The sequence below is a fragment of the Enterobacter sp. RCC_40 genome, assembly GCF_041360735.1.
Lineage (GTDB): Bacteria > Pseudomonadota > Gammaproteobacteria > Enterobacterales > Enterobacteriaceae > Enterobacter > Enterobacter ludwigii.
The window spans coordinates 423,203-449,350 of sequence record NZ_JBFUPR010000001.1 but is presented as its reverse complement, the minus strand read 5'-3'; the positions used below and the strand labels follow the sequence as shown (position 1 = coordinate 449,350).

The window sequence follows — 26,148 nt, the reverse complement described above, 5'->3', positions numbered from 1 at the left end:
TTTTTTGGTAATTAAGTGAATAGTATGGAGCAAAAGTGTAAACCCGGAAACAGGCACCTCGCGTCAACAAAAAATTCACATCAACTACACAATTAAAGGGCTCGCCAGGCCGATAGTTTTGGCGTTTACTGTCAGCGACCTTTTCATTTTGTCGCGAGGGATTATGCGTTTCCGGCAACTGCTACCGCTCATTGGGGCACTTTTTTCGCTGTATATCATCTGGGGTTCCACCTACTTTGTCATTCGTATCGGCGTGGAGAGCTGGCCGCCGCTCATGATGGCGGGCGTACGCTTTCTCTCGGCGGGCGTGTTACTGATGGCCTTCCTGCTGTTACGGGGCCATAAGCTGCCTCCGCTTCGCCCGATGCTCAATGCCGCTCTGATTGGCCTGCTGCTACTGGCCATAGGGAATGGGTTTGTGACGGTCGCCGAGCACCAGAACGTGCCGTCCGGAATCGCCGCCGTCGTGGTCGCGACCGTCCCGCTGTTTACCCTGTGCTTTAGCCGTCTTTTCGGCATCCGCACCCGCAAGCTCGAATGGGTAGGGATTGGGATCGGGCTTGCCGGGATCATCCTGCTCAACAGCGGCGGTAACCTGAGCGGAAATCCGTGGGGCGCAGTGATTATCCTGATCGGCTCGATGAGCTGGGCATTTGGGTCGGTATACGGTTCACGAATTGAGCTACCGACCGGCATGATGGCAGGCGCGATTGAGATGCTCGCGGCGGGAATTGTGCTGCTGATTGCCTCAACGCTGACGGGCGAAAAACTGACAGCCATGCCGGACCTTTCGGGCTTCCTGGCCGTGGGTTACCTGGCTCTATTTGGCTCTGTCATCGCCATTAACGCCTATATGTTCTTGATCCGCAATGTCTCGCCGGCGATCGCGACCAGCTACGCTTACGTGAACCCGGTGGTTGCCGTACTGCTGGGCACCAGCTTTGCGGGCGAAACGTTATCTCCGGTGGAATGGCTGGCGCTGGGCGTGATTGTCTTTGCCGTTGTGCTGGTAACGCTGGGGAAATATCTGCTTCCTGCGAAGCCGGTTGTTACGCCGTGTGAGGTGGAGAAACCGTAAGCGGGTGAATACCCTGGGTGTCGATCTGCGCGGCCTGCCCGCCGCCGCAGATCCACTCTTCCAGCCGTTCTGTCAGGTCGGCATCGGTACGTCTTAATCTGCCGCGCAGCGCGCACTCCCAGACAATCAACACCCGCCAGCCCTGCGCGAGAAGCGTGCTAAGGTCACGGTTGTCCCGCGCGACGTTCTTGCCAATCTTCTCCAGCCAGAAATCCGTACGCGTCGCGGGAACCTTAAACAGGTAGCAGTCGTGGTGATGCCAGAAACAGCCGTGGGTAAAGATGATGCATTGATACGCATCGATAACGAAATCCGGACGGCCCGCAAGCGCGGCATCCTGCACGCGGAAATCAAACCCCGCCTCGGTCAGCAGCCCGGCTAGCCGCTTTTCAATGGCGGTATCACGCGTGCCGATGGCACGCATGTTTTTACTGCGCGTCGCCTTATTGTGAACATCCGTCATTGACGGCCTCACTCTCACGTAACGCCACGGCCTGTCTGATGCGGGAGGCCAGCAGTTTTGCCACCGCCGCAAACGCGGGAACGACCACCGAGTTACCAAACTGCCGATAAGCCTGGGTGTCCGACACCGGAATGCGGAAGGTATAACCCTGCGGGGTCTCAAACCCCATCAGCCGAGCGCATTCACGCGGCGTTAAGCGGCGCGGACGGTGACGCTGGTTATCGGGATCGTCAAAATCTTTCTCCCCCAGCGCTTTATCCCAGCCCCGGTCGATCAGGATCTCTGCGCCATCTTTATAGTAGCGAGCGGACAACGTGCGCGTCACACAGTGCGGATCGTTCGGATTAACCATCCCGAAGCCAAAACCGTTGCCTTTGGCCTGGTGTTTTTTCGCATAGCGGTAGAGGTATTTCCACAGCACCGGGGTGAGGATAAATTTCGCGTCGACGACTGGTTCCAGCAGGTCGGCCACGGTTGGGCGACGCGCAGGATATAAAGAGGGAATATCCCGCAGGGTAAAATCCCCCTTCAGGTTGAGGTCGCGGCGAAAACCAACCAGCACAATGCGTTCGCGGTGCTGCGGCAGGAAATGCTTACCGTCGATGATTTTCGGGTCATCCGCGCCCATATGCTGAGCGTCCGCTACGTCATACCCCAGCTCATCGAGCGTTTGCATGATAATGCGGAAGGTCTTCCCGCCGTCATGGCTCTTGAGATTCTTGACGTTCTCCAGCACGAAAATCGCCGGACGACGGGCATCGATAATGCGGACAACATCAAAGAACAGCGTGCCTTGCGTATCGCAGGCAAAACCGTGGGCGCGTCCGAGGGCATTCTTTTTCGACACGCCGGCCAGCGAGAAAGGCTGGCACGGGAAACCTGCCAGCAGGACATCATGGGCCGGAATTGACTGGCGAATGTGCTCAGCCGCCTCTTCATCACTCACGCCGCTTTTGTGGCTCAGCGTAACATCACGGATATCGGCGTTGAAACGGTGTTCATGGGGATCGCAGTACCAGTTGGCTTTGTAGGTACGGACCGCATGTTTATTCCACTCGCTGGTAAACACACACTGCCCGCCAATAGCCTCAAACCCGTGTCGAATGCCGCCAATGCCGGCAAACAGATCGATAAAACGGAAGGCATAGTTCGGGTGCGCGGCTGAAGGACGCGGAAGCAGGTTTTGCAGGTAACGAAACTCGCCCTCACTCAGACGCTGCCCTGCTCGCTCGCTGGTCAGCAGTCTCTTCAGGATTGCCGGGCTCCAGTGGCTCTCACCGTGCGCCACCAGCTGATTCGCCAGCGTTTTAGCATCATAGATATCCAGCAGCTGGCGCAATAAAGCCTGCACCGTTGCCGTTGATTTCTCAGCCTGCTCTGGCGCGGGCTCACTCACTGATCGATTTTCCTGCATTCTTTTAACCGGAGAATAAAGACTGGAAACAGATTACCACAGTTCACTCGCTCAAACTGCGACGGAAGCGGCTCAGCACCTGGCTATCCAGCCCCAGGCAGTCGCCTTGTAATTCGGCACTTAATTTCGCCATAAACTGGATGAGAAAATCGGCGTTGTGTTGCGCAAGTTCGCGCCCCACGTCTGTGTGCATTGTATCAGGCAAGCGCAGAAGCTTGGTCTGAAAATGGTCGAGGGCAAAGGCGCGATCATTAAGGGTGCGTGCGTCGGCAAACGGGTCTTCTGCGTTAAAGAGCGCCACGCCCAGCGCCCCCGATACCGCAAAGACGCGCGCAAGACCAATAGCACCAAGCGCTTCCAGCCGGTCAGCATCCTGAACAATTTTGGCTTCAAGACTGTGCGGCGCGATACCGGCGCTAAAACTGTGCGCTTCAATGGCATGCTCCACGGCCGCATAGCGTTCAGAGGAGAAATCCGGAAAATCGCGACGCAGAATGTCGAGCGTCTTGCTGGCCGCCAGACGTGATGACTGGCTGCGTTGGGGATGGTTTTTCGGCAGGCTGACAATGTCATGAAAATAACATGCGGTCAGTACCACCAGTGAATCGACAGCCTGGTTCGCCATGATTTTTTGTGCCGTCATCCAGACACGACGAAAGTGCGAAATATCATGCGCGGCGTCGTGGGTCGCGTGGTTTTCATCGAGCCAACGCTCAAAGCGAGACTGCCACTGCGTAAGTTCCATCATCACGTCCTGTTGTTAAAACGGCTACAATAGCAACTTTCCCCGCCGCTATCACGGCTTGTCCTGACAGGGACGCGTGTACCCTGCATTCCCGAGGAAATATATTTAATATCAATTGGAGATATTAAATAATACTGCCGCCAAATACTTAATGATAATTTATTCCTATATATTCTAAACTCTAATTCACCAGAAAAATAAAGCGACAGATAGAAATTTTTTGCAATATTTCTACGATTTTAATTACATTTATTTTTGAACCAAAATGACATTGCGTAGAATAGTATCAATTCTGTAATGACAGAGAGTGATTACATATATTCATATTAATTATCTTTAAAGGGAATATATAATGAAAAGAAAAGTTCTGGCAATTCTCGTACCCGCGCTATTAATGGCTGGCGCAGCACATGCAGCTGAAATGTATAACAAAAACGGCAATAAAGTTGATCTGTACGGTAAGATCGATGCGCGTCATACCTTCTCTGACCACCCTGGGGATGATGGCGATGAAACCTATGTACAAATTGGTTTCAAAGGCGAAACACAAATCACCAACGATGTTATTGGTTATGGCCAGTGGGAATATAAAACTTACGCCAATAATACCGAAAGTGCCGGTGATACTTCATTTAACCGTCTGGCGTACGCTGGCCTGAAATATGGCGAATACGGTTCGTTCGATTACGGTCGTAATTACGGCGTCGTGTATGATGTTGAAGCCTGGACCGATATGCTGCCCGTATTTGGGGGCGATTCTTATACCTGGACCGACAACTTCATGGTCGGCCGTGCAAACGGTGTGGCGACCTACCGTAATGCCGATTTCTTCGGCCTGGTTGAGGGTCTGAATTTTGCGCTGCAGTATCAGGGGGCAAACGAAGGTCAGGACGCAACAGAAGATCAGGAAGGGACCAAGAACGGTCATGACGACGTGCGTTTCCAGAACGGTGACGGCTTCGGTATGTCCACTAGCTATGATTTCTCCGGCGATCTGTCTGGCCTGACCTTAGGCGCAGCCTACTCCTCTTCTGACCGTACCAATGAGCAGGAAGCGAAGGGTATACAAGACAGCGCACGTTTCGCCGGCGGTAAGACTGCGGAAGTGTGGACCGTTGGCGCGAAATATGATGCCAACAGCGTTTATCTGGCGATGATGTATGCGCAAACCCGTAATATGACGCCATATGGCGATACCGGGATTGCGGATGAGACGCAGAACTTTGAAGCCGTGGCACAATACCAGTTCGACTTCGGCCTGCGTCCGTCCCTGGCATGGGTTTACTCCAAAGGCAAGGACATGACTTATCCTGGCAATGCGGGTAACCCACAGGGCCAGCATGGCGACATGGATCTGGTTAACTATATCGACGTCGGTATGACCTACAGCTTTAACAAAAACTTCTCCACCTATGTTGATTACAAAATCAACATGCTGGACAACGACGAAAGCTTCTACGAAGCAAACGGCATCTCTACAGATGACATCGTTGGCGTAGGTATGACGTACCAGTTCTAACTTCCCACTATGATAAAAGCCCGCATCGCGGGCTTTTTTTTATTCAACAGAGAAATTTTACGGAGCTTCCTGCAGTGCCAGACGAATAAAGCCGTTGTTCTGCGCCAGCAGTTCATGCGCCTTCCAGGCATCCAGCCCTGTCAGCACCATCAGCACCGCTGTTTTACAGTTATGGTTGCAGCTCTCCAGCGCGGCTTTCGCCGCTGACCGGGTGCATCCCCCCGCTTCCATGACGATGGCAATTTGCCGTTCAGACCATTTGGTGTTGCTGGCGTCCAGATCCACGCGCAGGTTGCTGAATACGCGTCCGGTTCGAACCGCCAGGCCGGTGGTTATCATGGTCAGGATCATTTTTTGTGCGATCCCGGCTTTGGTATTGATATAACCCGCGATCGCGTCCGCGCCAAGCTCTGGGGCAATCACCATGCTCGCCAGCTGTGCGGCTTCACTTTGCGCGTCATCCGTAATAGCCGCGACCGGGGAACCCAACGACCACGCATGGCGCATCGCGCCCCAGACCCACGGTGTTTTTCCGCTGACGGTGACCGCCAGCATCATATCCTGTTCACCAAATTTGATGGCCTGCAGGTCGGCGACACCGCGCTCGTAGCTGCCCGCCTCCTCTCCCGCCGTTATGGCGATCACAGGCGTTTTTCCCGGGGCATACTCATCGGCTGCCTGCTGCGCGACACGGCCTGAGGGGCCGGCGCCAACAATGACCAGACGACCACCGTGACTCAGGGTCGCAGCGGCGTTATCCACCACGCGGGCGATCGTTGTTAAACATGGGGTTATTGCAGCGGAGATGAGGGCATCATCCTGGTGAATGACTTTCAGCATGTCCAGCGTGGACAATCTATCGATATTCATCGTGCTGGCGTGCCGTCTTTCCTTGACCGAACCGGTAAGCGTAATGCTCATAAACAACCTCCTTATTATGAGTACCCCTACACTATAAAGTGTTTTAGACAGGTGACCTGCGAGGAGGGTCACGAAAAGAGGACCGAATCCATGCCTTTACATGGCTTTAAGAAATGCGCGTCATCGGCGATAATTACCCCTTTCTTAATCATCGCGGAGTTTTGATGAGCGATTTGCAGCCCTTCCCCCTGACGCGCAAGCGCCCCATGAAACTGAACACCCTGGTCACGTTAATGGTGTGCGCGATTATCGGTTCTGTGCTGCTGTTGGTATTTGCGCTCTATTCCGTCCAAATCACCCGCGCCACCCGCGACGATGTTAAGGATACGGCCCTTGGGATCGCGCGAACGCTGGCCGACAGTCCTGAAATTCAACGCGGTCTGATGCAGGCTCCCCAGGCGGATATTATTCAGCCCATCGCCCAGGCGGTCACCAGGCGCAACGACCTGCTGTTCACCGTGGTCACCGACATGCGCGGTATTCGTTACTCGCACCCGAACGAAGCCCTGCTAGGTCTGCACTTTATCGGCGATGACCTGACGCCCGCGCTGGAAGGAAAGGAGCATGTCGCCGTTAACCGGGGTGCCCTCGCGGAAGCGCTTCGCGTCTTCACTCCCGTCTTTGATAGCCAGCACGAGCAGATCGGCGTGGTGGTGGTCGGTATCTCCCTTAAAAAAGTGGAAGATCAGATTGCCCGTGGGCGGCTTAACGCCATCTGGACCATATTATTCAGTATATTGATGAGCTCGCTGGCCATCTGGGGCCTGGTTCGCGTGCTCAAACGTATCCTGTTCGGCCTTGAGCCGTATGAGATCTCGGCGCTGTTCGAACAGCGGCAGGCGATGCTGCAGTCGCTTCGCGAAGGGGTACTGGCCGTGGATATTCAGGGCCGGGTGACGATGATTAACCACACCGCCAGAGAAATATTGCTTCTGCCTTCCGGCAAACAGACCGAAAATGCCAGTGCTCCCCTGCTGGCAAGCCTGCGGGAAGTCTCGAAGAGCGGCATTGCACGCAAGGATCAGGAGATCAGCTGCAACGGGCGACTCTTGCTGTGCAACATGGTACCTGTTAAAAGCCAGGAGCGGGTTATTGGTGCCATCACCACTTTTCGCGATAAAACGGAAATCAGCCAGCTGATGCAGCGTATTGATGGCATGGTCAATTATGTCGATGCCCTGCGCTCCCATACGCACGAGTTTATGAACAAACTGCACGTGATCCTCGGGCTGCTGCATATGAAGCGCTACGACAAACTTGAAGAGTACATCATCCAGACGGCGCATAATTATCAGACCGATATTGGTACCATTCAGAGCAAAGTTAAATCTCCGGTGATAGCCGGGTTCCTGCTGGGTAAAATCAACCGGGCTAAGGAAGCTGGGATCGCCCTGACGCTGGCCGATGAGTGCCAGATACCGGATACCGCCAACGAAGAGCAGGTTGCGGTGCTGATTACCGTGCTGGGTAACCTCATTGAAAACGCGCTCGACGCGATGGAAGGACAGCAGGAAGGCGAAATTGGCCTGCTGCTACATTATCAGAATGGCTGGCTCAGTTGCGAAGTCAGCGACGATGGCCCCGGTATTGATCCGGCTCAGCTCGAGGCTGTTTTTACAAAGGGCTTCTCAACCAAAGGCGAAAATCGCGGCGTTGGGCTGTTCCTTGCTCGTCAGCAGATCCAGAACCTGGGCGGAGACATTACCGTCGAGTCTGAGCCTGGTGTATTTACCCAATTTTTTGTTCACATCCCCTGGGATAGCGAGAGGAATATCGCGTGATAAATGTGTTAATTGTCGATGATGACGCCATGGTGGCCGACCTCAACCGTCTGTATGTCAACCGTGTTGAAGGCTTTAGCTGCTGCGGCGTCGCCTCCACGCTCAACCAGGCCAGGGCCATCATTAACGACCCCAGCCAGCCTGTCGATCTGGTGCTGCTGGATGTCTATATGCAGCAGGATAACGGGCTGGATCTCCTTCCCGTCATCCGTGCCTCAGGCCGGCCGATTGATGTCATTATGATCTCCTCCGCCGCCGATGCCGCCACCATCCAGACCTCCATCCATTACGGTGTGGTGGATTATCTGATTAAACCGTTCCAGTTCCCGCGTTTTGAAGAGGCGCTGAACGGCTGGAAGGCAAAGCACAGCCTGATGGGATCGCATCAGTACTATGAGCAGGCCGACGTCGACAGATTGATCCACGGCGGTGCGCCGGAACTGGCGGACAGTAAAAAACTGCCGAAAGGGTTAACGCCGCAAACGCTGCGTACGATTTGTCAGTGGATTGATGCGCACCCGGAGACGGAGTTTTCCACCGATGATCTGGCAAACGCGGTCAATATCTCACGCGTGTCCTGTCGCAAATACCTGATCTGGCTGGCGCAAATCAACATCCTGTTCACCAGCATTCACTACGGTGCCACCGGGCGGCCGGTGTATCGCTATCGCCTGCAGCCCGAGCAGACGGCACTGCTCAAGCAGTACTGTCAGTAACGCGGTAGCTGTTATCCAGCAAGGTAAAGCGGAAGTGGTGCGCTGAAGAGAGCACCACTTCTTTTGTTTTGGTCACGAAGATTGCTTCAATGTCGGGTCGTGCACGCAGCGCTGAACAGCCTTTACTGACGCCCATGCCGTACATCAGCGTGGTCCAGATATCACCATCAATGGAGTTTTTCGAAATGATGGTGACGCTGTCCAGTTCGTTATCCAGCGGATAGCCGGTGCGCGGGTCAAGTATGTGGTGATAACGCCTGCCGTTCTGCTCAAAAAAGCGTTCGTAGGTACCCGATGTCACCACCGACATGTTCTCTACGGTCATCGTACCGATCAGCGCCTCCCCGGCGAACGGTTTTTTGAGCCCCACGCTCCAGCCCCCTTCCGGTGAACCCAGCGTCTGGATATTACCGCCAAGATTTATAAGCCCCAGTTGAGCCCCCTCTTTACGCAGGTAATCGCGCACTCTGTCGGCGATATAGCCTTTGGCGATGGCCCCCAGATCAATCTCCATGCCCGCCCGGGTCAGGAACACGCTGCTGCTGGCCTCATCAAGGACCACATCCTCAGGATGGGTAATGGCGAGCAACGACGCGATTTCATCGGCAGGCGGAACGCTATCTCCCCGAAAACCGATTTTCCAGCGTTTCACCAGCGGGCCGATGGCCAGGTTAAATGCGCTGTCCTTGAGCTGGCTTGCCGCTTTCGCACAGCGGATAAGCTCAAAAACCGGGCGACTGACGGTGACAGGATGCTGGCCGGCAGCATGGTTGATATCCATCACCTGCGAGCTGGCACGGTTGACGGTCAGCAGGTCTTCATACTGTTTAATCAGTCTAAAAACGCGAGAAGCGAGGGCTTCATCATGAGAGAAAAGCTTCAGGAGAATGGGCGATCCCATCAGAACGGCGGAGTAACTGTAGACGCGGTGGTCAGAAGACATGGTGCAAGCTCCCTGGTTGAAATGCCAGATACACGGTGCGTATCCGGCATACCCTTACGGCTGACTTACGCCCTTTTCGCGCGCATCGCCGCCTGATGTCCGGCAAGCGTACCAAAAATAATGATATCTGCCACCGCGTTACCCCCGATGCGGTTACCACCGTGGATACCACCGACCACTTCACCGGCCGCAAACGCCCCTGGCAGCACGTTGTGGTTGCTGTCCAGTACGCAGGTTTCGGTGTTAATGGTCACACCGCCCATGGTGTGGTGCACGCCCGGCGCAATCTGAATGGCATAGAATGGCCCTTCGTTGATTGGTGCACGCAGCGCGGTCGTACGGCCAAAATCGTCATCGTGCTGTTTTTCAACAAAGCCGTTGTAACGCTCCAGGGTCGCCAGGAAAGCGTGATAATCCATACCCAGGGCTTCAGCCAGCGCTTTAGGTGAGCTGGCGCTGGTAACAAACCCTTTGGCGATGTACTCATCTGCCGCTTTGTTTTTGGCGCGGACATGCTCATCAAAGACGATGTAAGCGTATTTCTCCGGCAGGGCGATAATCTGTGCAGAGACTTTATCGCGGGTTTCCATCTCGTTGAAGAAACGGTTCCCCTGCTGGTTCACCAGAATCGCCCCGCCACCGCGGATGGATTCGGAAATCAGGTACGAGGTTTTCTGCTCAACGGTTGGGTGGATCTGGATTTCACCCATATCGACCGTACCGGCGCCAATACGCTCCAGCAGCGCGATACCGCCCCCTGTCGCCCCTTTGTGGTTGGTGGTCACGAAACCTTCCAGGTCAGGACGGTACTTAACCACCATCTGGCTATTGGCGCTGAAACCACCGGTAGCCACAATGACGCTTTTGGTTGCTACGGTAAGGGTTTCGTTTTCTTCCGTGGTCAGACGTACGCCGGTGACTTCGCCGTTCTCGAAGAGAATGTCGCTGACCGACGTATCGAGCATGACCTCGATGTTGCGTTTGTTGACGTTACGCACCAGGCCGCTAATCAGATAGCCGCCCACCGCAGAACCGTCTTTTGGACGGTGAGTACGGTCGATGCTCATCCCGCCGGTGGTGGTGATGTCGTTGAGCATAATGCCGCGGGTCGCCAGCCACTCTATCGCCTGTGGGGCATTTTCCACAAAGCGGCGCAACAGTTCCGGGTTGTTCTTGTTTTTACCGCCTTTCAGGCTTTCCTGATAGAACAGCTCTTTGCTGTCCTGAATTCCTTTCACCCGCTGGAAGCGTGTTTCCGCGGCGTTCATCCCCGCAGACGCTTTAATGGTGTTACCGCCGATGGAGGGCATTTTCTCAACAATCAGCACGCTTGCGCCTTCGTCATGCGCCTGGATTGCTGCGGCCAGACCCGCGCCACCGCTACCGACCACCACAACGTCAACGCTTCGGGTCTCGTTCGGGTCGACACCCTCTTCGGCTGCCAGCGCTTTGCTGGATTTCAGCATGGCTTTAGACACCGCTTTTTTGACCGCTTCACTCTGGCTGGTTGCACCGGTAATGGCATCCACGTGCGGGGTGTTTGCATCCAGAATACGGGTGCGGATCTCTTCGAAGCTGGTGACAAACTCAACGTCCTGGGTCGGGCCAGAAGCCAGTTCAATGTCGGCGATGCGGTCGGTCTCCAGGCTGACGTTAATCACCAGTTCGTTGCTATCGTCCCGAACATTCTCAATAAACATGCCCGTTTTAAATTTCGATTCACCCATGCTCATATCGCGGATCATCGCCTCCACCAGCGAGAAACGCCATAGCGGCTCAGGGATGCTTAGCGCTTCGCGTCGGGTGCTGTCCATAAACAGTTCCAGCGTTTCTCCCGCCGCGATGCGGTCTGTCCAGTCTGGATAGGCGATGGTCGCGCGGCCTACGGCGATAAGATCGTAGCCATGTTCCAGCGCCTCGTTCGCATCCGCGGCATTGACCACGCCACCGACGCCCATGACCGGCACCTGCGCCAGCGTGTCAGAACGCATTGCGCGGTATTTTTCGATAAGCGGGGTCGGATCCTGCGTGTCGACAATAGAAGGACGCAGGGTTGCGCCAACGGAGAAGTGCAGATAATCCACACCGCGCGCGGCCAGCTTTTCCAGCAGGTACATGGTGTCTTCAAAGCGGATGCCCGGCTCTTCCAGCTCTTCAGGGGAGAAGCGATAGCCGATGATAAAGGCGTCATCGGCGTACTGGCGCACCATTTTATGGGTGATGTCGAGCACGGCCAGCGGGAATTTCGCGCGGTTATCGCGGCTGCCACCCCACTCGTCGTCACGCTGGTTAGAGTTTGGAGAGTAGAACTGCTGAATCAAATAGGTGTTGGCCCCATGGATTTCAACGCCATCGAAACCCGCCTGAATCGCACGGCGTACTGCTTCACCGAACTTACCAATCATCCCTTCGACTTCTTCTCCCGTCAGGGCAACCGGCGTGGCGGCGCCGTCACGTGGCGCGGCAACGGCACTTGGCCCCACCGGCGTGCGGCCACCGATCAGTTTCGGATCAACCATGCGGCCGCCGTGGTAGATCTGCAGCAGCGCTTTAGATCCTTTGGACTTAATCGCCTCAGCGATCTTCGCCAGCCCGGCGATTTTCTCGTCGTTATCAATGCCAATCGCCCCCGGGAAGGCGAGACCGAGATCGTCAACAAAGCAGCACTCAACAATAATGGTACCAATACTGCCTGAGCGGGCGCGATAGTACTCAACCAGCTCGCTGGTCACCGTACCGTCGTAATAACCGGTACAGGTCGTCATAGGGGCCATTAACAAACGGTTTTTCAGTTCGGTACCATTCGGTAATGTGAAGGGGCTTAGAATACGTTCGTTAGTGCTCATAATAGAAACTCCAAACTTTAAAATTAAGAATTCGTTATCGGGCTCAGTTTTATTTCGATTTTTTATTCCGATGTCATAATACTAATATAATGATTTTTTTAGTTTCTAAAGCCATTACGTTAGTTAAAAAACTATTTAATCCCTTCAATAACATTAATAACACATTGGTGTTAGCAATATTAATTACTCTATTCACAATCCTTTAAACACTGTTAACGTATCAATGACCTTTTCACGATCCCAAGAGACAAAAACAAACCATTAAAAACATAGAGTTATATGAAAATGGTTATTTGAAATGTTAACAACATTGAGTAAAATCCATATCAAAAATAAATAATACCCACATACGCCAGAGTGGTTATTATCAACTGAACAAAAACACCCCCGCAATTCTATTTTTTTGATCGCGATCAAGCATCGAGACAGTCAAAAGCGCAATATATAAATATCATCAATTTTTAATTTAGCGCATCAAAAATGCGTTAAATCGCTATTACTGAAATAGCAAATGCGCACCTTTAGCAACTAAATAAAATAAAAACAAACTAAAGAAAGCAAATGAATATTTCAGCGCATAACCGAATTCCTGACAACTTAAGACGCGAAACTATGAATACAAAAACTGCTGTAACGCCCCCTTGGGCGAGTCACGCATCCAACGGAAAGGCAAAACGTCTGCTAATGATGGCATTGCCCGTTGTCGTTGCCGTGCTGTTACTGTTTGTTCCGGTCCCGGAAGGGCTTCCTCCTTACGCGTGGCACTACTTCGCTATCTTTGTCGGCGTGATTGTCGGTTTGATCTTCGAACCGCTGCCAGGCGCGGTCATTGGCCTGACCGGCGTCGTGGCGATTGCGCTCTGCAGCCAGTGGGTGTTGTTCAGCCCGGAACAGCTGGCTGACCCGAAATTCAAACTGGCGGGTGCCTCCTTTAAATGGGCCGTGAGCGGTTTTGGTAACTCTACCGTATGGCTGATTTTCGGTGCCTTCATGTTTGCCGCAGGCTATGACAAAACCCGCTTCGGCCGCCGTCTGGCACTGATTCTGGTGAAATATCTGGGTCGTCGCAGCCTGACGCTCGGTTACGCTATCACCTTCGCGGACCTGCTGCTGGCACCGTTTACACCTTCCAACACCGCGCGTAGCGGCGGGACCATCTATCCGATTATCGCTAACCTGCCGCCGCTGTATGGTTCAAAACCGAACGATCCAAGCGCGCGTAAAATTGGTTCTTACCTGATGTGGGTGGCGATCACCGCGGCCTGTATTACCAGCTCAATGTTCCTGTCTGCCCTCGCACCGAACCTGCTGGCGCTGGCGCTGGTGAAAAGCACCGTGGGGATCGACATCTCCTGGGGCACCTGGTTTATCGCATTCCTGCCGCTGGGCGTGCTGCTGATTCTGACCATGCCGCTGCTGGCCTACTGGTTCTACCCGCCTGAAGTTAAAGTGAACAACGAAGTGCCACTGTGGGCGACCCGTGAACTGGAAAAACTGGGCAAACTGTCCCGTAACGAAATCCTGCTGCTGATTTTCGTCTGCTGCGCGCTGCTGATGTGGATTTTCGCCGCCGCGTGGATTGAACCGGCAATGGCTGCACTGTTAATCGTGGGTCTGATGCTGTGGACCGGGGTGCTGGAGTGGAACGATATCACCGGGAATAAAGCCGCCTGGAACACCTTCGTCTGGTTCGCCACCCTGGTTGCGCTGGCGGATGGCCTCTCCTCCACGGGCTTCATTAGCTGGCTGGGTAAAGAAGGCGGTCTGCTGATGAGCGGTATCTCACCGGGTGTTGCCACCATCGTACTGCTGCTGGCGTTCTACCTGCTGCACTACCTGTTTGCCAGCACCACCGCACACACCACGGCGCTGCTGCCAGCGATGCTGACCATCGCCTCTACCATTCCGGGCATGAATATGGAGGTGTTCGTCCTGCTGATGGTGACCTCCCTGGGGGTCATGGGGATTATCACCCCTTACGGTACCGGCCCTAGCCCTATCTACTACGGTAGCGGCTACCTGCCAACCAAAGACTACTGGCGCCTCGGCACCATCTTTGGTGCCATCTTCCTGGCGGCCCTGCTGCTGATTGGTTATCCGTGGATGTCCATGATGTTCTGATCCCTGACCGCCGGGCTACCTCTCCGGCGGTTTTATTTTTTTGGAGCAATACGCTATGTCAAACAAACCGTTTAACTACCAGAACCCCTTCCCTCTCGCACACGACGATACCGAATACTATCTGCTGACCAAAGAACACGTCTCTGTTGCCGAATTTGAGGGTCAGGAGATCCTGAAAGTGGAACCCGAAGCGCTGACGATGCTGGCACAGCAGGCCTTCCACGACGCCGCCTTTATGCTGCGCCCTTCGCATCAGAAACAGGTTGCCGCTATTCTTAACGACCCACAAGCCAGCGAAAATGATAAATACGTTGCCCTGCAGTTCCTGCGCAACTCTGAAATCGCGGCCAAAGGCGTGCTGCCCACCTGCCAGGATACCGGCACGGCGATCATCATGGGTAAAAAAGGCCAGCGCGTCTGGACCGGTGGCAGTGACGAAGCCGCGCTGAGTCAGGGTGTCTATAACACCTACATCGAAGATAACCTGCGTTATTCCCAGAATGCCGCGCTGGATATGTATAAAGAAGTCAATACCGGCACTAACCTGCCTGCGCAGATCGATCTCTACAGCGTCGACGGGGACGAATATAAATTCCTGTGCATGGCAAAAGGCGGCGGTTCCGCGAATAAAACCTATCTCTATCAGGAAACCAAAGCGCTGATTACCCCGGCGAAGCTGAAAAACTATCTGGTTGAGAAAATGCGTACCCTGGGTACCGCGGCCTGCCCGCCTTACCATATTGCCTTCGTGATTGGGGGAACGTCGGCTGAAGCGACGCTGAAAACCGTTAAGCTCGCCTCAACGCGCTATTACGACGCACTGCCCACCGAAGGTAACGAACACGGTCAGGCGTTCCGTGATGTTCAGCTCGAACAGGAACTGCTTCAGGAAGCACAGAACCTCGGCCTGGGCGCACAGTTTGGCGGGAAATACTTCGCCCATGATATTCGTGTGATCCGCCTGCCGCGCCACGGTGCCTCCTGCCCAATCGGCATGGGCGTCTCATGCTCCGCTGACCGTAATATCAAAGCGAAAATCAACCGCGACGGGATCTGGATTGAGAAGCTTGAACACAATCCGGGCCAGTATATTCCTGAGTCCCTGCGTCAACAGGGGGAAGGCGAAGTGGTCAGCATCAATCTCGACAAGCCGATGAATGAGATCCTGGCGCAGCTTTCCGCGCACCCGGTCTCCACCCGCCTGTCGCTGAACGGCACCATCATCGTGGCGCGCGATATCGCCCACGCGAAGCTGAAAGAACTGCTGGATAATGGCGAAGAACTGCCGCAGTACGTTAAAGATCACCCGATTTACTACGCAGGCCCGGCGAAAACGCCAGAAGGCTACGCGTCTGGATCACTCGGCCCGACCACCGCGGGACGTATGGACTCCTATGTAGATTTACTGCAATCCCACGGCGCGAGCATGATCATGCTGGCGAAAGGTAACCGCAGCCAGCAGGTGACGGACGCCTGCCATAAACACGGTGGCTTCTACCTCGGCAGCATCGGCGGCCCGGCAGCGGTACTGGCGCAAAACAGCATCAAGAGCCTGGAGTGCGTGGCGTATCCGGAGCTGGGTATGGAAGCCATCTGGAAAATTGAAGTCGAGAACTTCCCGGCCTTTATCCTGGTGGATGACAAAGGCAACGATTTCTTCCAGCAAATCCAGAACAAACAGTGCAAAGGGTGTTCACAGCGCTGAGCGTTTCCATAGTGCCGGCAGCAGCGACAACGTATCATTGATCCTCTCGCGCTTGTCGCTGCCCGGCTTCCAGATGGTCACTATCGTCTGACTAATCCCCTGGCTGCCCACTTCCGTGTGCAGCCTTTCTACCTTTTTCCACTGCTGCGCCTGAAAATGGGTCGGCAGAAATCCCCAGCCGCACCCTTGCTCCAGCAGACCGCGTAACATTTCCAGATCATTTGTAAAAAGGGTATGTCCGGAGATTTGCAAACGACGCGCAACCGGCTCATCAGATGCCGTATGCATGATGACCTGCGGCACCAGAGAGAGGTCGAGCAGCGAAAGCGGCGATGTACTCTCGCAAAAAAGCGAGGTCGCGGCGTAAAAGTCCATATCAATCGCTCCCAGCGCCCGCCACTCCATCTCATTGCCTACGCTGCGATTGCGCGCCTGGCAGATACCTAAATCCGCCTCTCCGCTCGCCAGCATGGCTTCCGCCTCGTCACGCGACGCACTGGTCAGGCTCAGGCGTATGTTTTGGGTTGCCATGTTTTCTATCAGCGCCTGCAGAAAATCCCGGGGAGTGAAAGGATCGTAAACGAGGGAAATGTCCTGCGTCGCGCTGTCCGGAACCGCTCTGGCAAAGGCCTCAAAGGCCCTGACCTGCCGCATCAGCAGGTGCGCCTGTCGCTGGAGCTGTTCCCCTTCCGGCGTTAATTGCAGGTGGCGTCCCTCGCGCAGGAACAGGGCATAGCCCAGCCCGTCTTCCAGAAAATCGATCAGATCGCGCAGGGTGGTGCGATCTTTTTCGAGCTTGCTGGCCGCCTTCATCAGGCTGCCGTGCTCAGCCACGGCGGTGAACGCCTCAAGCTGGGCAAACGAATACATCAATGTCGCCACACCACACTCCCGTTAATTTACGGGGGGATTTTCCCCCATAACGCGTTTTTTATTATAGGCCGCGGGTTCGTAAACTGAAGTCCTTCCTGAGCCAAACGAGATAAATATGAAAATCAAAACAAACCACACGCTGCTCGCGGCGCTGGTTGTCAGCAGCCTGCTCTCGCCCGCCGTCATGGCGGCCTGCAACGGTACCGACCTCACTACCTGTCCGGCACCTTTCGATGCCAAACTGCCGGATGCGCATACCATGCTGACCTGGAGCCAGTCCGACCGCGTCGTGGGCTTTCGTAATGACTACCGCAACTATGCGGGAGACGTGTTCCGCCACGGCAACGCTACGCCGCTGCTGGCGGCAGACAAACCACTCACCGATGCCCGCTACCAGGTTAACGGCAAGACCTGGAACCTTCATGATTACCTGAAACGCCAGAACGTCAGCGGTATGCTGGTGCTGAAGAACGGCAAAGTGGCCTATAAATATCTGGGTGAATGCAATACCGACTCCACGCTCTGGACCTCACGTTCCGTGGGCAAATCCGTGGTCTCGGCGCTGGTTGGGGTCGCGATCAAAGAGGGAAAAATTCGCTCCCTTGATGACCTCATCACCCAATACGAACCGGATTTGAAAGCCACCGCATGGGACGGCGTGACGCTGAAACAGCTCATCACCCACACCTCCGGCGTGGCGTGGAATGAAGACTACACCGATCCGAAATCAGACTTCGCTCAGATGACCCAATGTGAAGCGAAACCGGGAACCTATGACTGCGTGCGCACGCTGGTGAAAGGGTTACATCGCGAACATCCGGCGGGCGAAAACTGGTCATACTCCTCGGGCGGCGCATGGCTACTGGGGGACGTGCTTGAACGCGCCACCGGCATGACGCTTGCGGCGTATCTGGAGAAAAGCATCTGGCAACCGTACGGGATGGCGAGCGACGGCGTATGGCATGCCTACCGCAAGAGCCAGCACGACGTCGGCGCCCACGGCTTTAACGCCACGCTGGAAGACTGGGGCCGCTTCGGCGAATTTATCCTGCATAACGGTACGCTCCCCTCAGGCAAACAGATCCTGCCTGACGGCTGGGTGAAGCAGTCCGCAGACTGGACGCAGGCAACGGGATCGGTGTCGAAGGCGCACCCGAAAGGGTTGTACGGCTATCAGTGGTGGAACAACGAGGTGCCCGCTACGGCCACAGACGTTAAGCCAGCGGTGCAGGACTCTCTGAAAGATTCACTCTGGGCGCTGGGGATTTTTGGTCAGATGATTATGGTGAATCAAAAGGAAAACCTGGTGATCGTCCAGTGGTCCACCTGGCCGCAGGCGGAACCGTCGTTCAGCGCCCAGCCGCTGGAAGCGTCGCTGATGTTTAGCGCGATAGCGAACGCGCTACGCTGAATAGAATAAGCCAGGCCCTGCCTGGCTTATCTTCTGCGCAATGTCACAAAACAGGGATATCAGCCACTTAGCAGAATGCGGTGAATGAAAAACAAAGGAATTGTTAAGTTATTGTTAGAACCGTAAATCCTGGTCAACGTCCTGTCATTGATGCACACCACGCATCAGTTCATGCGCGATTTGCGCTTATTAATTTCCGTTTAATGAGCCAGTTTTCAGAAACAGACGGACAACACGTCAATAATAAAACTGGAGACTACGATGATTTCCTCAACCCCACCTGCAACCGTTCGCGCAAGAGCGGGCGCGATACTTCGCGTCACCTCCGGCAACTTCCTTGAGCAATTCGATTTCTTCCTGTTCGGGTTTTATGCCACCTACATTGCGCATACCTTCTTCCCGGCGAGCAGTGAATTTGCCTCGCTGATGATGACCTTCGCCGTCTTCGGCGCGGGCTTTTTGATGCGCCCCATCGGGGCAATCATGCTCGGCGCGTATATTGATAAGGTTGGCCGCCGCAAAGGGCTGATCGTCACGCTGTCGATTATGGCGGCGGGAACCTTCCTGATCGTGCTGATCCCTTCCTATGAAAGCATCGGCCTGTGGGCGCCGCTGCTGGTGCTGATGGGGCGCTTGCTGCAGGGCTTTTCCGCCGGGGCGGAGCTTGGCGGGGTGTCGGTCTATCTGGCGGAAATCGCCACGCCGGGCCGCAAGGGCTTTTATACCAGCTGGCAGTCCGGTAGCCAGCAGGTGGCGATTATGGTGGCGGCGGCAATGGGCTTTGCCCTGAACGCACTGATGGAAGAGAGTGCCATCCGCGAATGGGGCTGGCGCATTCCGTTCCTGTTTGGCTGCTTAATCGTGCCGTTTATCTTTATCCTGCGCCGCAGGCTTGAAGAGACGGAAGCGTTTCGCGCGCGCCGCCACACGCTGGCGATGCGTCAGGTCTTTACCACCCTGCTGGCGAACTGGCCGGTTGTGGTTGCAGGCATGCTGATGGTGGCGATGACCACCACCGCGTTCTATCTGATCACTGTCTACGCACCAACCTTCGGCAAAAAAGTGCTGATGCTGAGCGCCTCTGACAGCCTGCTGGTCACGCTGCTGGTGGCAATCTCTAACTTTATCTGGCTGCCGGTGGGCGGCGCGCTGTCGGACCGCTTCGGACGCAAACCGGTACTGATTGCCATGACGCTTCTGGCGATGGCGACCAGCTACCCGGCGCTAACTCTGCTGGCGCAGTCCCCAAGCTTCTCCATGATGCTGAGCGTGCTGCTGTGGCTCTCTTTCCTGTACGGCCTGTATAACGGCGCGATGATCCCGGCACTGACGGAGATCATGCCCGTTGAAGTGCGCGTGGCCGGTTTCTCGCTGGCGTACAGCCTCGCTACCGCTGTCTTCGGCGGGTTTACGCCGGTCATTTCGACGGCGCTGATTGAGTACACCGGTGACAAAGCCTCCCCAGGGTACTGGATGAGCTTCGCGGCGGTCTGTGCCATGCTGGCAACGCTCTATCTCTACCGTCGCAGCGCGCTGCATCTGCAAACAGCCCGTTAATCCGGAGAGGATGATATGCACACATTTATGCGTTCAGGACTGACCGGGCTGGTATTGCTGGCAACCAGCGCAGCGGCGCTGGCCCAGGAGGTGACCGTCATGATCTCGGGCGGTTTTAAAGCCGCCCTGGAAAAGCTCGCGCCAGAGTATGAAGCCAAAAGCGGCGACCGCATTGTGCTGATCCCGGGGCCATCCATGGGACAAACGCCCCAGGCCATCCCCAACCGCCTGGCGCGCGGAGAAAAAGCGGACGTGGTGATTATGGTCGGGGATGCGCTGGCGCATCTGGCGAAGGACAGGATGGTCAAAGACGGCTCGCGCGTTGAGCTGGCGGATTCGCCCGTCGGCGTGGTGGTGAAAGCAGGCTCGCCGGTGCCGGATATCGCCACGGAGGCCACCCTGCGCCAGACCCTGCTGAAGGCGAACGCTATCGCCTACTCCGACAGCGCCAGCGGGCGGTATGTGCAAACTCAGCTGTTTAAAAAACTGGGGATTGAAGAGCAGGTTGCGGGAAAAGCGCACAAGGTTGAGCGGATCCCGGTCGCGTCGGAAGTGGCAAAAGGGAAGTACAGCATCGGGCTCCAGCAGGTGAGCGAGCTGCTGCCTGTTCCGGGGGTAACCTTTGTCGGCAAGCTCCCGGATAATCTGCAATACATTACCCGTTTTGCCGGTGCAGTGACGGCCCACGCGGATCATCCCTCAGAGGCAAAAGCGCTGCTGGATTACCTCGCGTCAGCCAGCGCGCGGGAGACGATAACCGCTACCGGGATGATCCCCGTCGCTACGCCGCGCGATAGCGCGCGGTAATCAGCGTTTCCAGCTCGGCGGCAATCCATGATTGAATACGCCCGCTGCGCCGAATCAGCCCGACAGTGCGTTTGACTTCGGGTTCGGTCAGCGGGATCTGCGTCAGAATCGAATGTTCAGCGTTCGGCATTGACATCGCGGGAACGGCCGCAATGCCAATCCCCGCCTCCACCATCCCCAGCATCGTGGTGACGTGGCGCGTTTCACAGATCCCCGGACGCTCGGGCTTGATGTGGCCGAGCATCTGGTCGAGCAGGTTGCGGTTTCCGGAGGTGATATCCAGGCTGATGTAATCCTGCTGAAAAAACGCCTGCCAGGTCAGATTCTTACGCCCCGCCAGCGGATGATCGCGACGGCATGCGGCAACGTACACATCCTCCACCAGCGGAATGAACGCGATCTCCGGCTGCAGGCTTCTTGCAAAACAGATACCAAAATCCGCCTGACCGCTGGCCACCGCCTCAATGACATTCCCCGCGCTGCTGTCGATAAGCTTAATGCGCACGCGTGGATAGCGGCTGTGGAACTGGCGGATGACCTCGGGCATAAAATGACAGGCAGCCGAAGGCACAGTGGCGACGGTGATCAGCCCGGTGCGCTCCTCGCTCACCTTGTCGATATCGGCCAGCATCGACTCCACGTTTTCCAGAAGCACCCCACAGCGCTCGGCAAAGGTTTGCCCGAAGAGCGTCAGCGTCACGCGCCGGGTGGTTCTGTCGAACAGTTTGGCCCCCACTGCCGCCTCCAGCTTTTCGATGCGGCGGCTTAAGGCAGACTGAGAAATGCAGATAGATTCTGCCGCAATACGGAAATTACCGTATTCCACCAGGGCTCTGAAGGCGTAAAGATCGTTGAGGTCGAAATTGACGGGCATACTTTCTGGCAATCCTTAGCGCTTTCTGGAAACTCGAACATTCATAATAGCGAGTTATGCATCAGCGGCAACCTTCGCCGCTGATATGCGCCCGGAAAGTGCTATGCGCAACGGTGTTCGTCAATGTATGACTCGGCCGCCGACTCTACCAGCGCCATCTCCTCGCGGCTCAACAGCCTCTCAATATTCACCAGAATAATCATTCGGCTGTCGAGCACCCCCAGCCCAAGCAGGTAACGGCCGGAGAGTACCGAGGCCACGTCCGGGGTCGGCTTGATGTTATCCACGTCAATCGACAGCACGTCCGCCACGCCGTCAACCACAATGCCCACCACGCGGTCATTCAGATTGAGCACAATGACCACCGTTTTGTCGTCCTGCGACGGGTCAGGCAGTTCAAAGCGCACGCGCAGATCCACAATCGGCACTATCACGCCGCGCAGGTTAGTGACGCCGGTAATAAAGTTTGGCGCGTTCGGAATACGCGTCAGGCGGTCGCAGCCGCGGATCTCCTGCACTTTGAGAATATCAATGCCGTACTCTTCGTCGCCCAGGCGGAATACCAGGTACTCCTGCGCGGTAGCGTCAGCGGCGGTGGGTTTACTGGCGGTTGCTACAGTCATGCTATTACCCCCTCCCTCTGGGGTTGTGGAACGTTGAGCGTCGACAGCTCAACCACATCAAGGATCAGCGCCACGCTGCCATCTCCGAGGATGGTCGCTGCGGAGACGCCAGGCACTTTGCGGTAGTTATGTTCAAGATTCTTCACCACCACCTGCTGCTGGCCGATAAGCTGATCGACCCACAGCGCATAGCGGCAGCCCGCGCTTTGCACGATAACCACAATGCCGTCGTCGGCAGGCGCTTCGCCCGCCACCGAGAGGCGCTGGCGCAGCAGCACCAGCGGCAGATATTCACCGCGCACCTGCAGCAGCCGCTCTTCACCCACAAAGCGGCACAGCATCTCGTCGGTTGGGCGCAGCGATTCCATCACCGCGCCCAGCGGCAGAACGTAAATCTCGTCCCCCACCTTCACCAGCATGCCGTCGAGGATCGCCAGCGTCAGCGGCAGGATAATGCGGATAGTCGTTCCGGCACCGGGCGTCGAGAGCACGTCCACGTGGCCGCCCATCGCCAGAATATTGCGTCGGACCACGTCCATGCCCACGCCGCGCCCGGACACGTCCGTTACGCTCTCGGCGGTGGAAAAACCGGCGGCGAAGATCAGCATCCACACGTCGTCATCGCTCATGGTGTCGCTGATGGCCATCCCCTGCGAACGGGCTTTGGCGAGGATTTTTTCCCGGTTAAGGCCAGCCCCATCGTCGCTGACTTCAATCACAATATTGCCGCCGTGGTGCTCAGCGGAGAGCGTCAGGTTTCCGGTCACCGGTTTCCCTTTGGCAACGCGCGCCTCTTTCTCTTCAATACCGTGGTCGAGGCTGTTACGCACCAGGTGGGTTAGCGGGTCGATAATGCGCTCGATCAGGCTCTTATCCAGCTCGGCGGACCCGCCTTTGAGCGTCAGTTCGACCTCTTTATTGAGACGGGAGCCCAGGTCGTGCACCAGCCGCGGGAAGCGGCTAAAGACGTAATCCATCGGCATCATACGAATGGACATCACCGACTCCTGCAGCTCGCGGGTGTTGCGCTCCATCTGCGCCACGCAGCCGGACAGCAGATCGTAGCTGGCCGGATCGAGGGTTCGCGACAGCTGGGAGAGCATCGCCTGAGTGATGATCAGTTCGCCGACCTGGTTGATGATCTGGTCAACTTTGCTCACCGCCACGCGAATGCTGCCCGACTCCTGATTCGCCGCCCGCGAGGCTGGCGACGCTTTTTTGGCGACGGCCTCCGGCGCGGCAGCCGGTTTTTGCTCCGGCTCTGGCGCAGGTGCGGTCACGGGCTCTGCAGGGGTCACCTCAATTTGCTTACTGTCGAGTACAAAGCAGAGTACGGCGGTGATATCGTCCCCCGAGGCGGTGGTCAGCAGCGTGACCGTCATGCTGTCCGGCGTCGTCTCGACGTGCGTAATCTCACCCATATTGGTCAGCTCGTCGCGCAGCATCGTCTGCTCGCGCTCCCCAACGTTATGCAGGGTCACCACCAGCGAGGTTTCCGTCTCCTGCGCCGCGCTGACGGGCTGCGGTGCTACGGGTTCAGGGGTTGCCGCTGGCGGCGCGGGCTGTTGGCCCTCAAGGGCAATCTCCCTCAGGGCTTCACAGATATAGCGATAACGGGCTTCATCAGGCTCCTGCGAAGACTGATAGGCTTCCAGCTGCGCTTGCATAATGTCCTTACATTCCAGAAAAAGGTTGATGATTGACCGACTGAGCGCCCTCTCCCCTGCCCGCGCCTGATCGAGGAGGTTTTCCAGCAGGTGGGTTGTCTCCTGTAATGCACTGAAGCCAAAGGTGGCCGCGCCCCCTTTCAGCGAGTGCGCCGCGCGAAAGATGGCGTTCAGCTGCTCCAGGTCCGGCGCCGCGACGTCAAGCTGCAGCAGCAGCTGTTCCATTTCGGCCAGCAGCTCTTCCGCCTCGGTAAAAAAGATCTGCGAAAAATCATTCATGTCCATCGGTATAACCCTGCACGTTTTGCAGATTGATATCGTTCAGCACGCTGTCTGCGCGCTGGGCCTGGGTATCCTCCAGGCGGATCTCCTGCTCTTTCGCGCGACTGAGGACCAGAATGCTGATGCGGCGGTTGACGGCGCTCTCAGGCGACGAGTTGTCCAGCGGCATCCGGCTGGCGGTGCCGATCACGCGTAAAAAGCGCTCATCGCTTAGCCCGCCGCGGACCAGCACCCGGCGGGCGGCGTTGGCGCGCCCGGCGGAAAGCTCCCAGTTGCTGTAGCCGCCGTCGCCCCCGGCATACGGCAGCGAGTCGGTATGCCCCGTCAGGCTCAGCGCGTTGGGCAACTCCTGAAGCAGCGGCACCAGGGCCTGCAGAATGCCGTTCATATAGGACTCCGGCAGTTCGCTACCGACGCGGAACATCGGGCGGTCCTGCGAGTCGGTGATCTGGATCAGCAGGCCGTCGTTGGTGAGGTTCAGCAGGATGTTGGATTTAAAGTTGTTCAGCCGCGGATCGGTTTCGATCATCTTCTGCAGCTTCTCTTTCGCCTGCTTCAGGCTTTCGAAGCGCTTGTGCTTATCAATCGCGCTGAGTTGCCCTTTGAACACTTCACCCTGCCGCTTGAGGATGTCATCCCCACCGCCGGGAATGACGCTGTCGCTCAGGCTGGTTTTATCACCGTTTGCCATCGACGGCTTAAGCGGCATGCGGAAGTAATCCGCAATCAGCTCTCTTTCCATGTCCGTGGACTGGGAAAGCAGCCACATGACCAGAAAGAAGGCCATCATCGCGGTCATAAAATCGGCATAGGCAATCTTCCACGTCCCGCCGTGATGGGCATGTTTCTTCTTTTTACGCTTACGTGAAATGATGACAGGCGTGACGTTCTTCATGCGGCGCTGTCCGAGGCTTTGGTTTTCAGCGTGGCGTTAGATTTGACCTCGCGCACGTGCTCTTCCAGCTCTTCAAACGACGGACGTTCGCTGGTAAAGATAGTTTTACGACCAAACTCCACCGCAATCTGCGGGGCGTAGCCGTTCAGGCTGGAGAGCAGCGTCACTTTGATACACTGAAGAATTTTGACCTGATCGGAGCTTTTCTGACGCAGCAGCGTCGCCAGCGGCAAAACAAAACCATAGGCAATAAGAATACCGAGGAAGGTGCCCACCAGCGCGTGGCCAATCAGCATGCCCAACTCCGCCGCCGGGCGGTCGGCAGCGCCCAGCGCATTTACCACCCCCATCACCGCCGCCACAATACCGAAGGCCGGAAACGCATCGCCCACGGTATTCAGACTGTGGGCTGGTACTTCCAGCTCTTCTTCGCAGGTTTCAATCTCTTCATCCATCAGGGCTTCGATTTCATGAGAATTCATGCTGCCACCAATCATCAGGCGGAAGTAGTCGAGGATAAAATTGGCGAGCATCGGGTCGCTCATCAGGCGGGGATAGGCGCTAAAAATATCGCTGTTCTGCGGATCTTCGATATCCTTTTCCAGCGACATCAGCCCGTGAACACGGCTTTGCGACAGCAGCAGGAACATCAGCGCCATCAGGTCCATATAGACCGCTTTGTTATAGCGCTTGCCCACGAAAACTTTCACCAGCGCTTTTCCGGTGGCCTTCAGGGATTTCACGTTGTTACCGACAATGAACGCCCCGACGCCAGCACCGCCGATAATCAGCAGCTCCAGCGGCTGAAACAGCGCCATCAGATTACCGCCGGACAGAATAAAGCCACCAAAAACGGTCAGTATGACAACAAGATAGCCAACAATAACTAACACACTCTCTCCTTTTA

Annotated in this window: 21 protein-coding genes; 9 read left to right on the top strand and 12 right to left on the bottom strand. The window is 56.0% G+C overall.

Features of this window, described 5'->3' with window-relative positions:
- Positions 1-163 precede the first annotated feature (163 nt).
- Positions 164-1,078 carry a drug/metabolite exporter YedA gene (gene yedA / locus AB6731_RS02035; RefSeq protein ID WP_020883329.1) on the top strand — a complete coding sequence of 305 codons (915 nt, stop codon included), beginning with the start codon at positions 164-166 and terminating at the stop codon, positions 1,076-1,078.
- Here the strand turns inward: yedA and AB6731_RS02030 are convergent.
- The 3 genes from AB6731_RS02030 to AB6731_RS02020 form a co-directional block, all read right to left on the bottom strand.
- Entirely contained in the window at positions 1,050-1,541 is a 492-nt protein-coding gene (locus AB6731_RS02030) for a very short patch repair endonuclease (protein ID WP_020883328.1), read from the bottom strand. The two genes, yedA and AB6731_RS02030, sit on opposite strands and share 29 nt — an antisense overlap.
- Positions 1,522-2,937 (bottom strand): DNA cytosine methyltransferase, encoded by a 1,416-nt coding sequence (locus AB6731_RS02025; protein ID WP_047355482.1) that lies wholly within the window; start codon positions 2,935-2,937, stop codon positions 1,522-1,524. Before AB6731_RS02025 ends, AB6731_RS02030 begins: the two co-directional genes overlap by 20 nt.
- A gap of 61 nt (positions 2,938-2,998) precedes the next feature.
- The gene (locus AB6731_RS02020; protein WP_020883326.1) at positions 2,999-3,700 is read right to left on the bottom strand and encodes a phosphohydrolase; all 702 of its coding nucleotides are present in this window, start codon (positions 3,698-3,700) and stop codon (positions 2,999-3,001) included.
- 352 nt (positions 3,701-4,052) lie between these two features.
- Between AB6731_RS02020 and ompC the strand changes: the two genes are divergently transcribed.
- Positions 4,053-5,219 (top strand): porin OmpC, encoded by a 1,167-nt coding sequence (gene ompC / locus AB6731_RS02015; protein WP_150343322.1) that lies wholly within the window; start codon positions 4,053-4,055, stop codon positions 5,217-5,219.
- Positions 5,220-5,276: 57 nt separating this feature from the next.
- Here the strand turns inward: ompC and AB6731_RS02010 are convergent, their stop codons facing one another.
- Positions 5,277-6,140 carry an N-acetylmuramic acid 6-phosphate etherase gene (locus AB6731_RS02010; protein WP_020883324.1) on the bottom strand — a complete coding sequence of 288 codons (864 nt, stop codon included), beginning with the start codon at positions 6,138-6,140 and terminating at the stop codon, positions 5,277-5,279.
- A 164-nt stretch (positions 6,141-6,304) separates the two neighbouring features.
- Between AB6731_RS02010 and AB6731_RS02005 the strand changes: the two genes are divergently transcribed.
- Positions 6,305-7,921, top strand: a complete 1,617-nt coding sequence (locus AB6731_RS02005; RefSeq protein WP_108648137.1) for a sensor histidine kinase — start codon at positions 6,305-6,307, stop codon at positions 7,919-7,921.
- A complete protein-coding gene (dcuR, locus tag AB6731_RS02000; protein WP_014170753.1) occupies positions 7,918-8,637 on the top strand; it encodes a two-component system response regulator DcuR in 720 nt (239 codons plus the stop codon). The genes AB6731_RS02005 and dcuR overlap by 4 nt, the downstream gene beginning before the upstream one ends.
- On the opposite strand, the gene AB6731_RS01995 is transcribed toward dcuR, so the two are convergent.
- Both AB6731_RS01995 and AB6731_RS01990 read right to left on the bottom strand, forming a co-directional pair.
- Entirely contained in the window at positions 8,618-9,580 is a 963-nt protein-coding gene (locus AB6731_RS01995; protein WP_032678478.1) for an FAD:protein FMN transferase, read from the bottom strand. The genes dcuR and AB6731_RS01995 overlap by 20 nt on opposite strands.
- 65 nt (positions 9,581-9,645) lie before the next feature.
- The gene (locus tag AB6731_RS01990; protein WP_371005834.1) at positions 9,646-12,426 is read right to left on the bottom strand and encodes a flavocytochrome c; all 2,781 of its coding nucleotides are present in this window, start codon (positions 12,424-12,426) and stop codon (positions 9,646-9,648) included.
- Positions 12,427-13,038: 612 nt separating this feature from the next.
- On the opposite strand from AB6731_RS01990, the gene AB6731_RS01985 reads away from it, so the two are divergent.
- Together AB6731_RS01985 and fumA are read left to right on the top strand one after the other, a co-directional pair.
- On the top strand, positions 13,039-14,547 hold the full coding sequence (locus tag AB6731_RS01985; protein WP_371005833.1) for an anion permease: 1,509 nt from the start codon (positions 13,039-13,041) through the stop codon (positions 14,545-14,547).
- Positions 14,548-14,602: 55 nt separating this feature from the next.
- Positions 14,603-16,252 (top strand): class I fumarate hydratase FumA, encoded by a 1,650-nt coding sequence (fumA, locus tag AB6731_RS01980; protein ID WP_371005832.1) that lies wholly within the window; start codon positions 14,603-14,605, stop codon positions 16,250-16,252.
- Here fumA and AB6731_RS01975 read toward each other — a convergent pair.
- The gene (locus AB6731_RS01975) at positions 16,241-17,122 is read right to left on the bottom strand and encodes a LysR family transcriptional regulator (RefSeq protein ID WP_262104809.1); all 882 of its coding nucleotides are present in this window, start codon (positions 17,120-17,122) and stop codon (positions 16,241-16,243) included. The two genes, fumA and AB6731_RS01975, sit on opposite strands and share 12 nt — an antisense overlap.
- A gap of 118 nt (positions 17,123-17,240) precedes the next feature.
- Here AB6731_RS01975 and AB6731_RS01970 point away from each other — a divergent pair, with 118 nt between their 5' ends.
- The 3 genes from AB6731_RS01970 to AB6731_RS01960 all read left to right on the top strand — a co-directional run bounded on the left by AB6731_RS01970 (position 17,241) and on the right by AB6731_RS01960 (position 20,900).
- Entirely contained in the window at positions 17,241-18,536 is a 1,296-nt protein-coding gene (locus tag AB6731_RS01970) for a serine hydrolase domain-containing protein (protein WP_371005831.1), read from the top strand.
- Positions 18,537-18,797: 261 nt separating this feature from the next.
- Positions 18,798-20,093, top strand: coding sequence for an MFS transporter (locus tag AB6731_RS01965; RefSeq protein WP_262104681.1), 1,296 nt, complete (start codon positions 18,798-18,800; stop codon positions 20,091-20,093).
- A gap of 15 nt (positions 20,094-20,108) precedes the next feature.
- Complete coding sequence (locus tag AB6731_RS01960; protein ID WP_371005830.1) at positions 20,109-20,900, top strand: substrate-binding domain-containing protein; 792 nt, start codon at positions 20,109-20,111, stop codon at positions 20,898-20,900.
- Here AB6731_RS01960 and AB6731_RS01955 read toward each other — a convergent pair.
- The 5 genes from AB6731_RS01955 to motA form a co-directional block, all read right to left on the bottom strand.
- Positions 20,875-21,774 (bottom strand): LysR family transcriptional regulator, encoded by a 900-nt coding sequence (locus AB6731_RS01955; protein ID WP_262104683.1) that lies wholly within the window; start codon positions 21,772-21,774, stop codon positions 20,875-20,877. The genes AB6731_RS01960 and AB6731_RS01955 overlap by 26 nt on opposite strands.
- A gap of 101 nt (positions 21,775-21,875) precedes the next feature.
- On the bottom strand, positions 21,876-22,397 hold the full coding sequence (locus tag AB6731_RS01950; protein WP_262104685.1) for a chemotaxis protein CheW: 522 nt from the start codon (positions 22,395-22,397) through the stop codon (positions 21,876-21,878).
- Entirely contained in the window at positions 22,394-24,349 is a 1,956-nt protein-coding gene (gene cheA / locus AB6731_RS01945; protein ID WP_262104687.1) for a chemotaxis protein CheA, read from the bottom strand. The genes AB6731_RS01950 and cheA overlap by 4 nt, the downstream gene beginning before the upstream one ends.
- Entirely contained in the window at positions 24,336-25,241 is a 906-nt protein-coding gene (gene motB, locus AB6731_RS01940) for a flagellar motor protein MotB (RefSeq protein WP_262104689.1), read from the bottom strand. The genes cheA and motB overlap by 14 nt, the downstream gene beginning before the upstream one ends.
- Entirely contained in the window at positions 25,238-26,134 is an 897-nt protein-coding gene (gene motA / locus AB6731_RS01935) for a flagellar motor stator protein MotA (protein WP_252008055.1), read from the bottom strand. Before motA ends, motB begins: the two co-directional genes overlap by 4 nt.
- Positions 26,135-26,148: the final 14 nt, after the last annotated feature.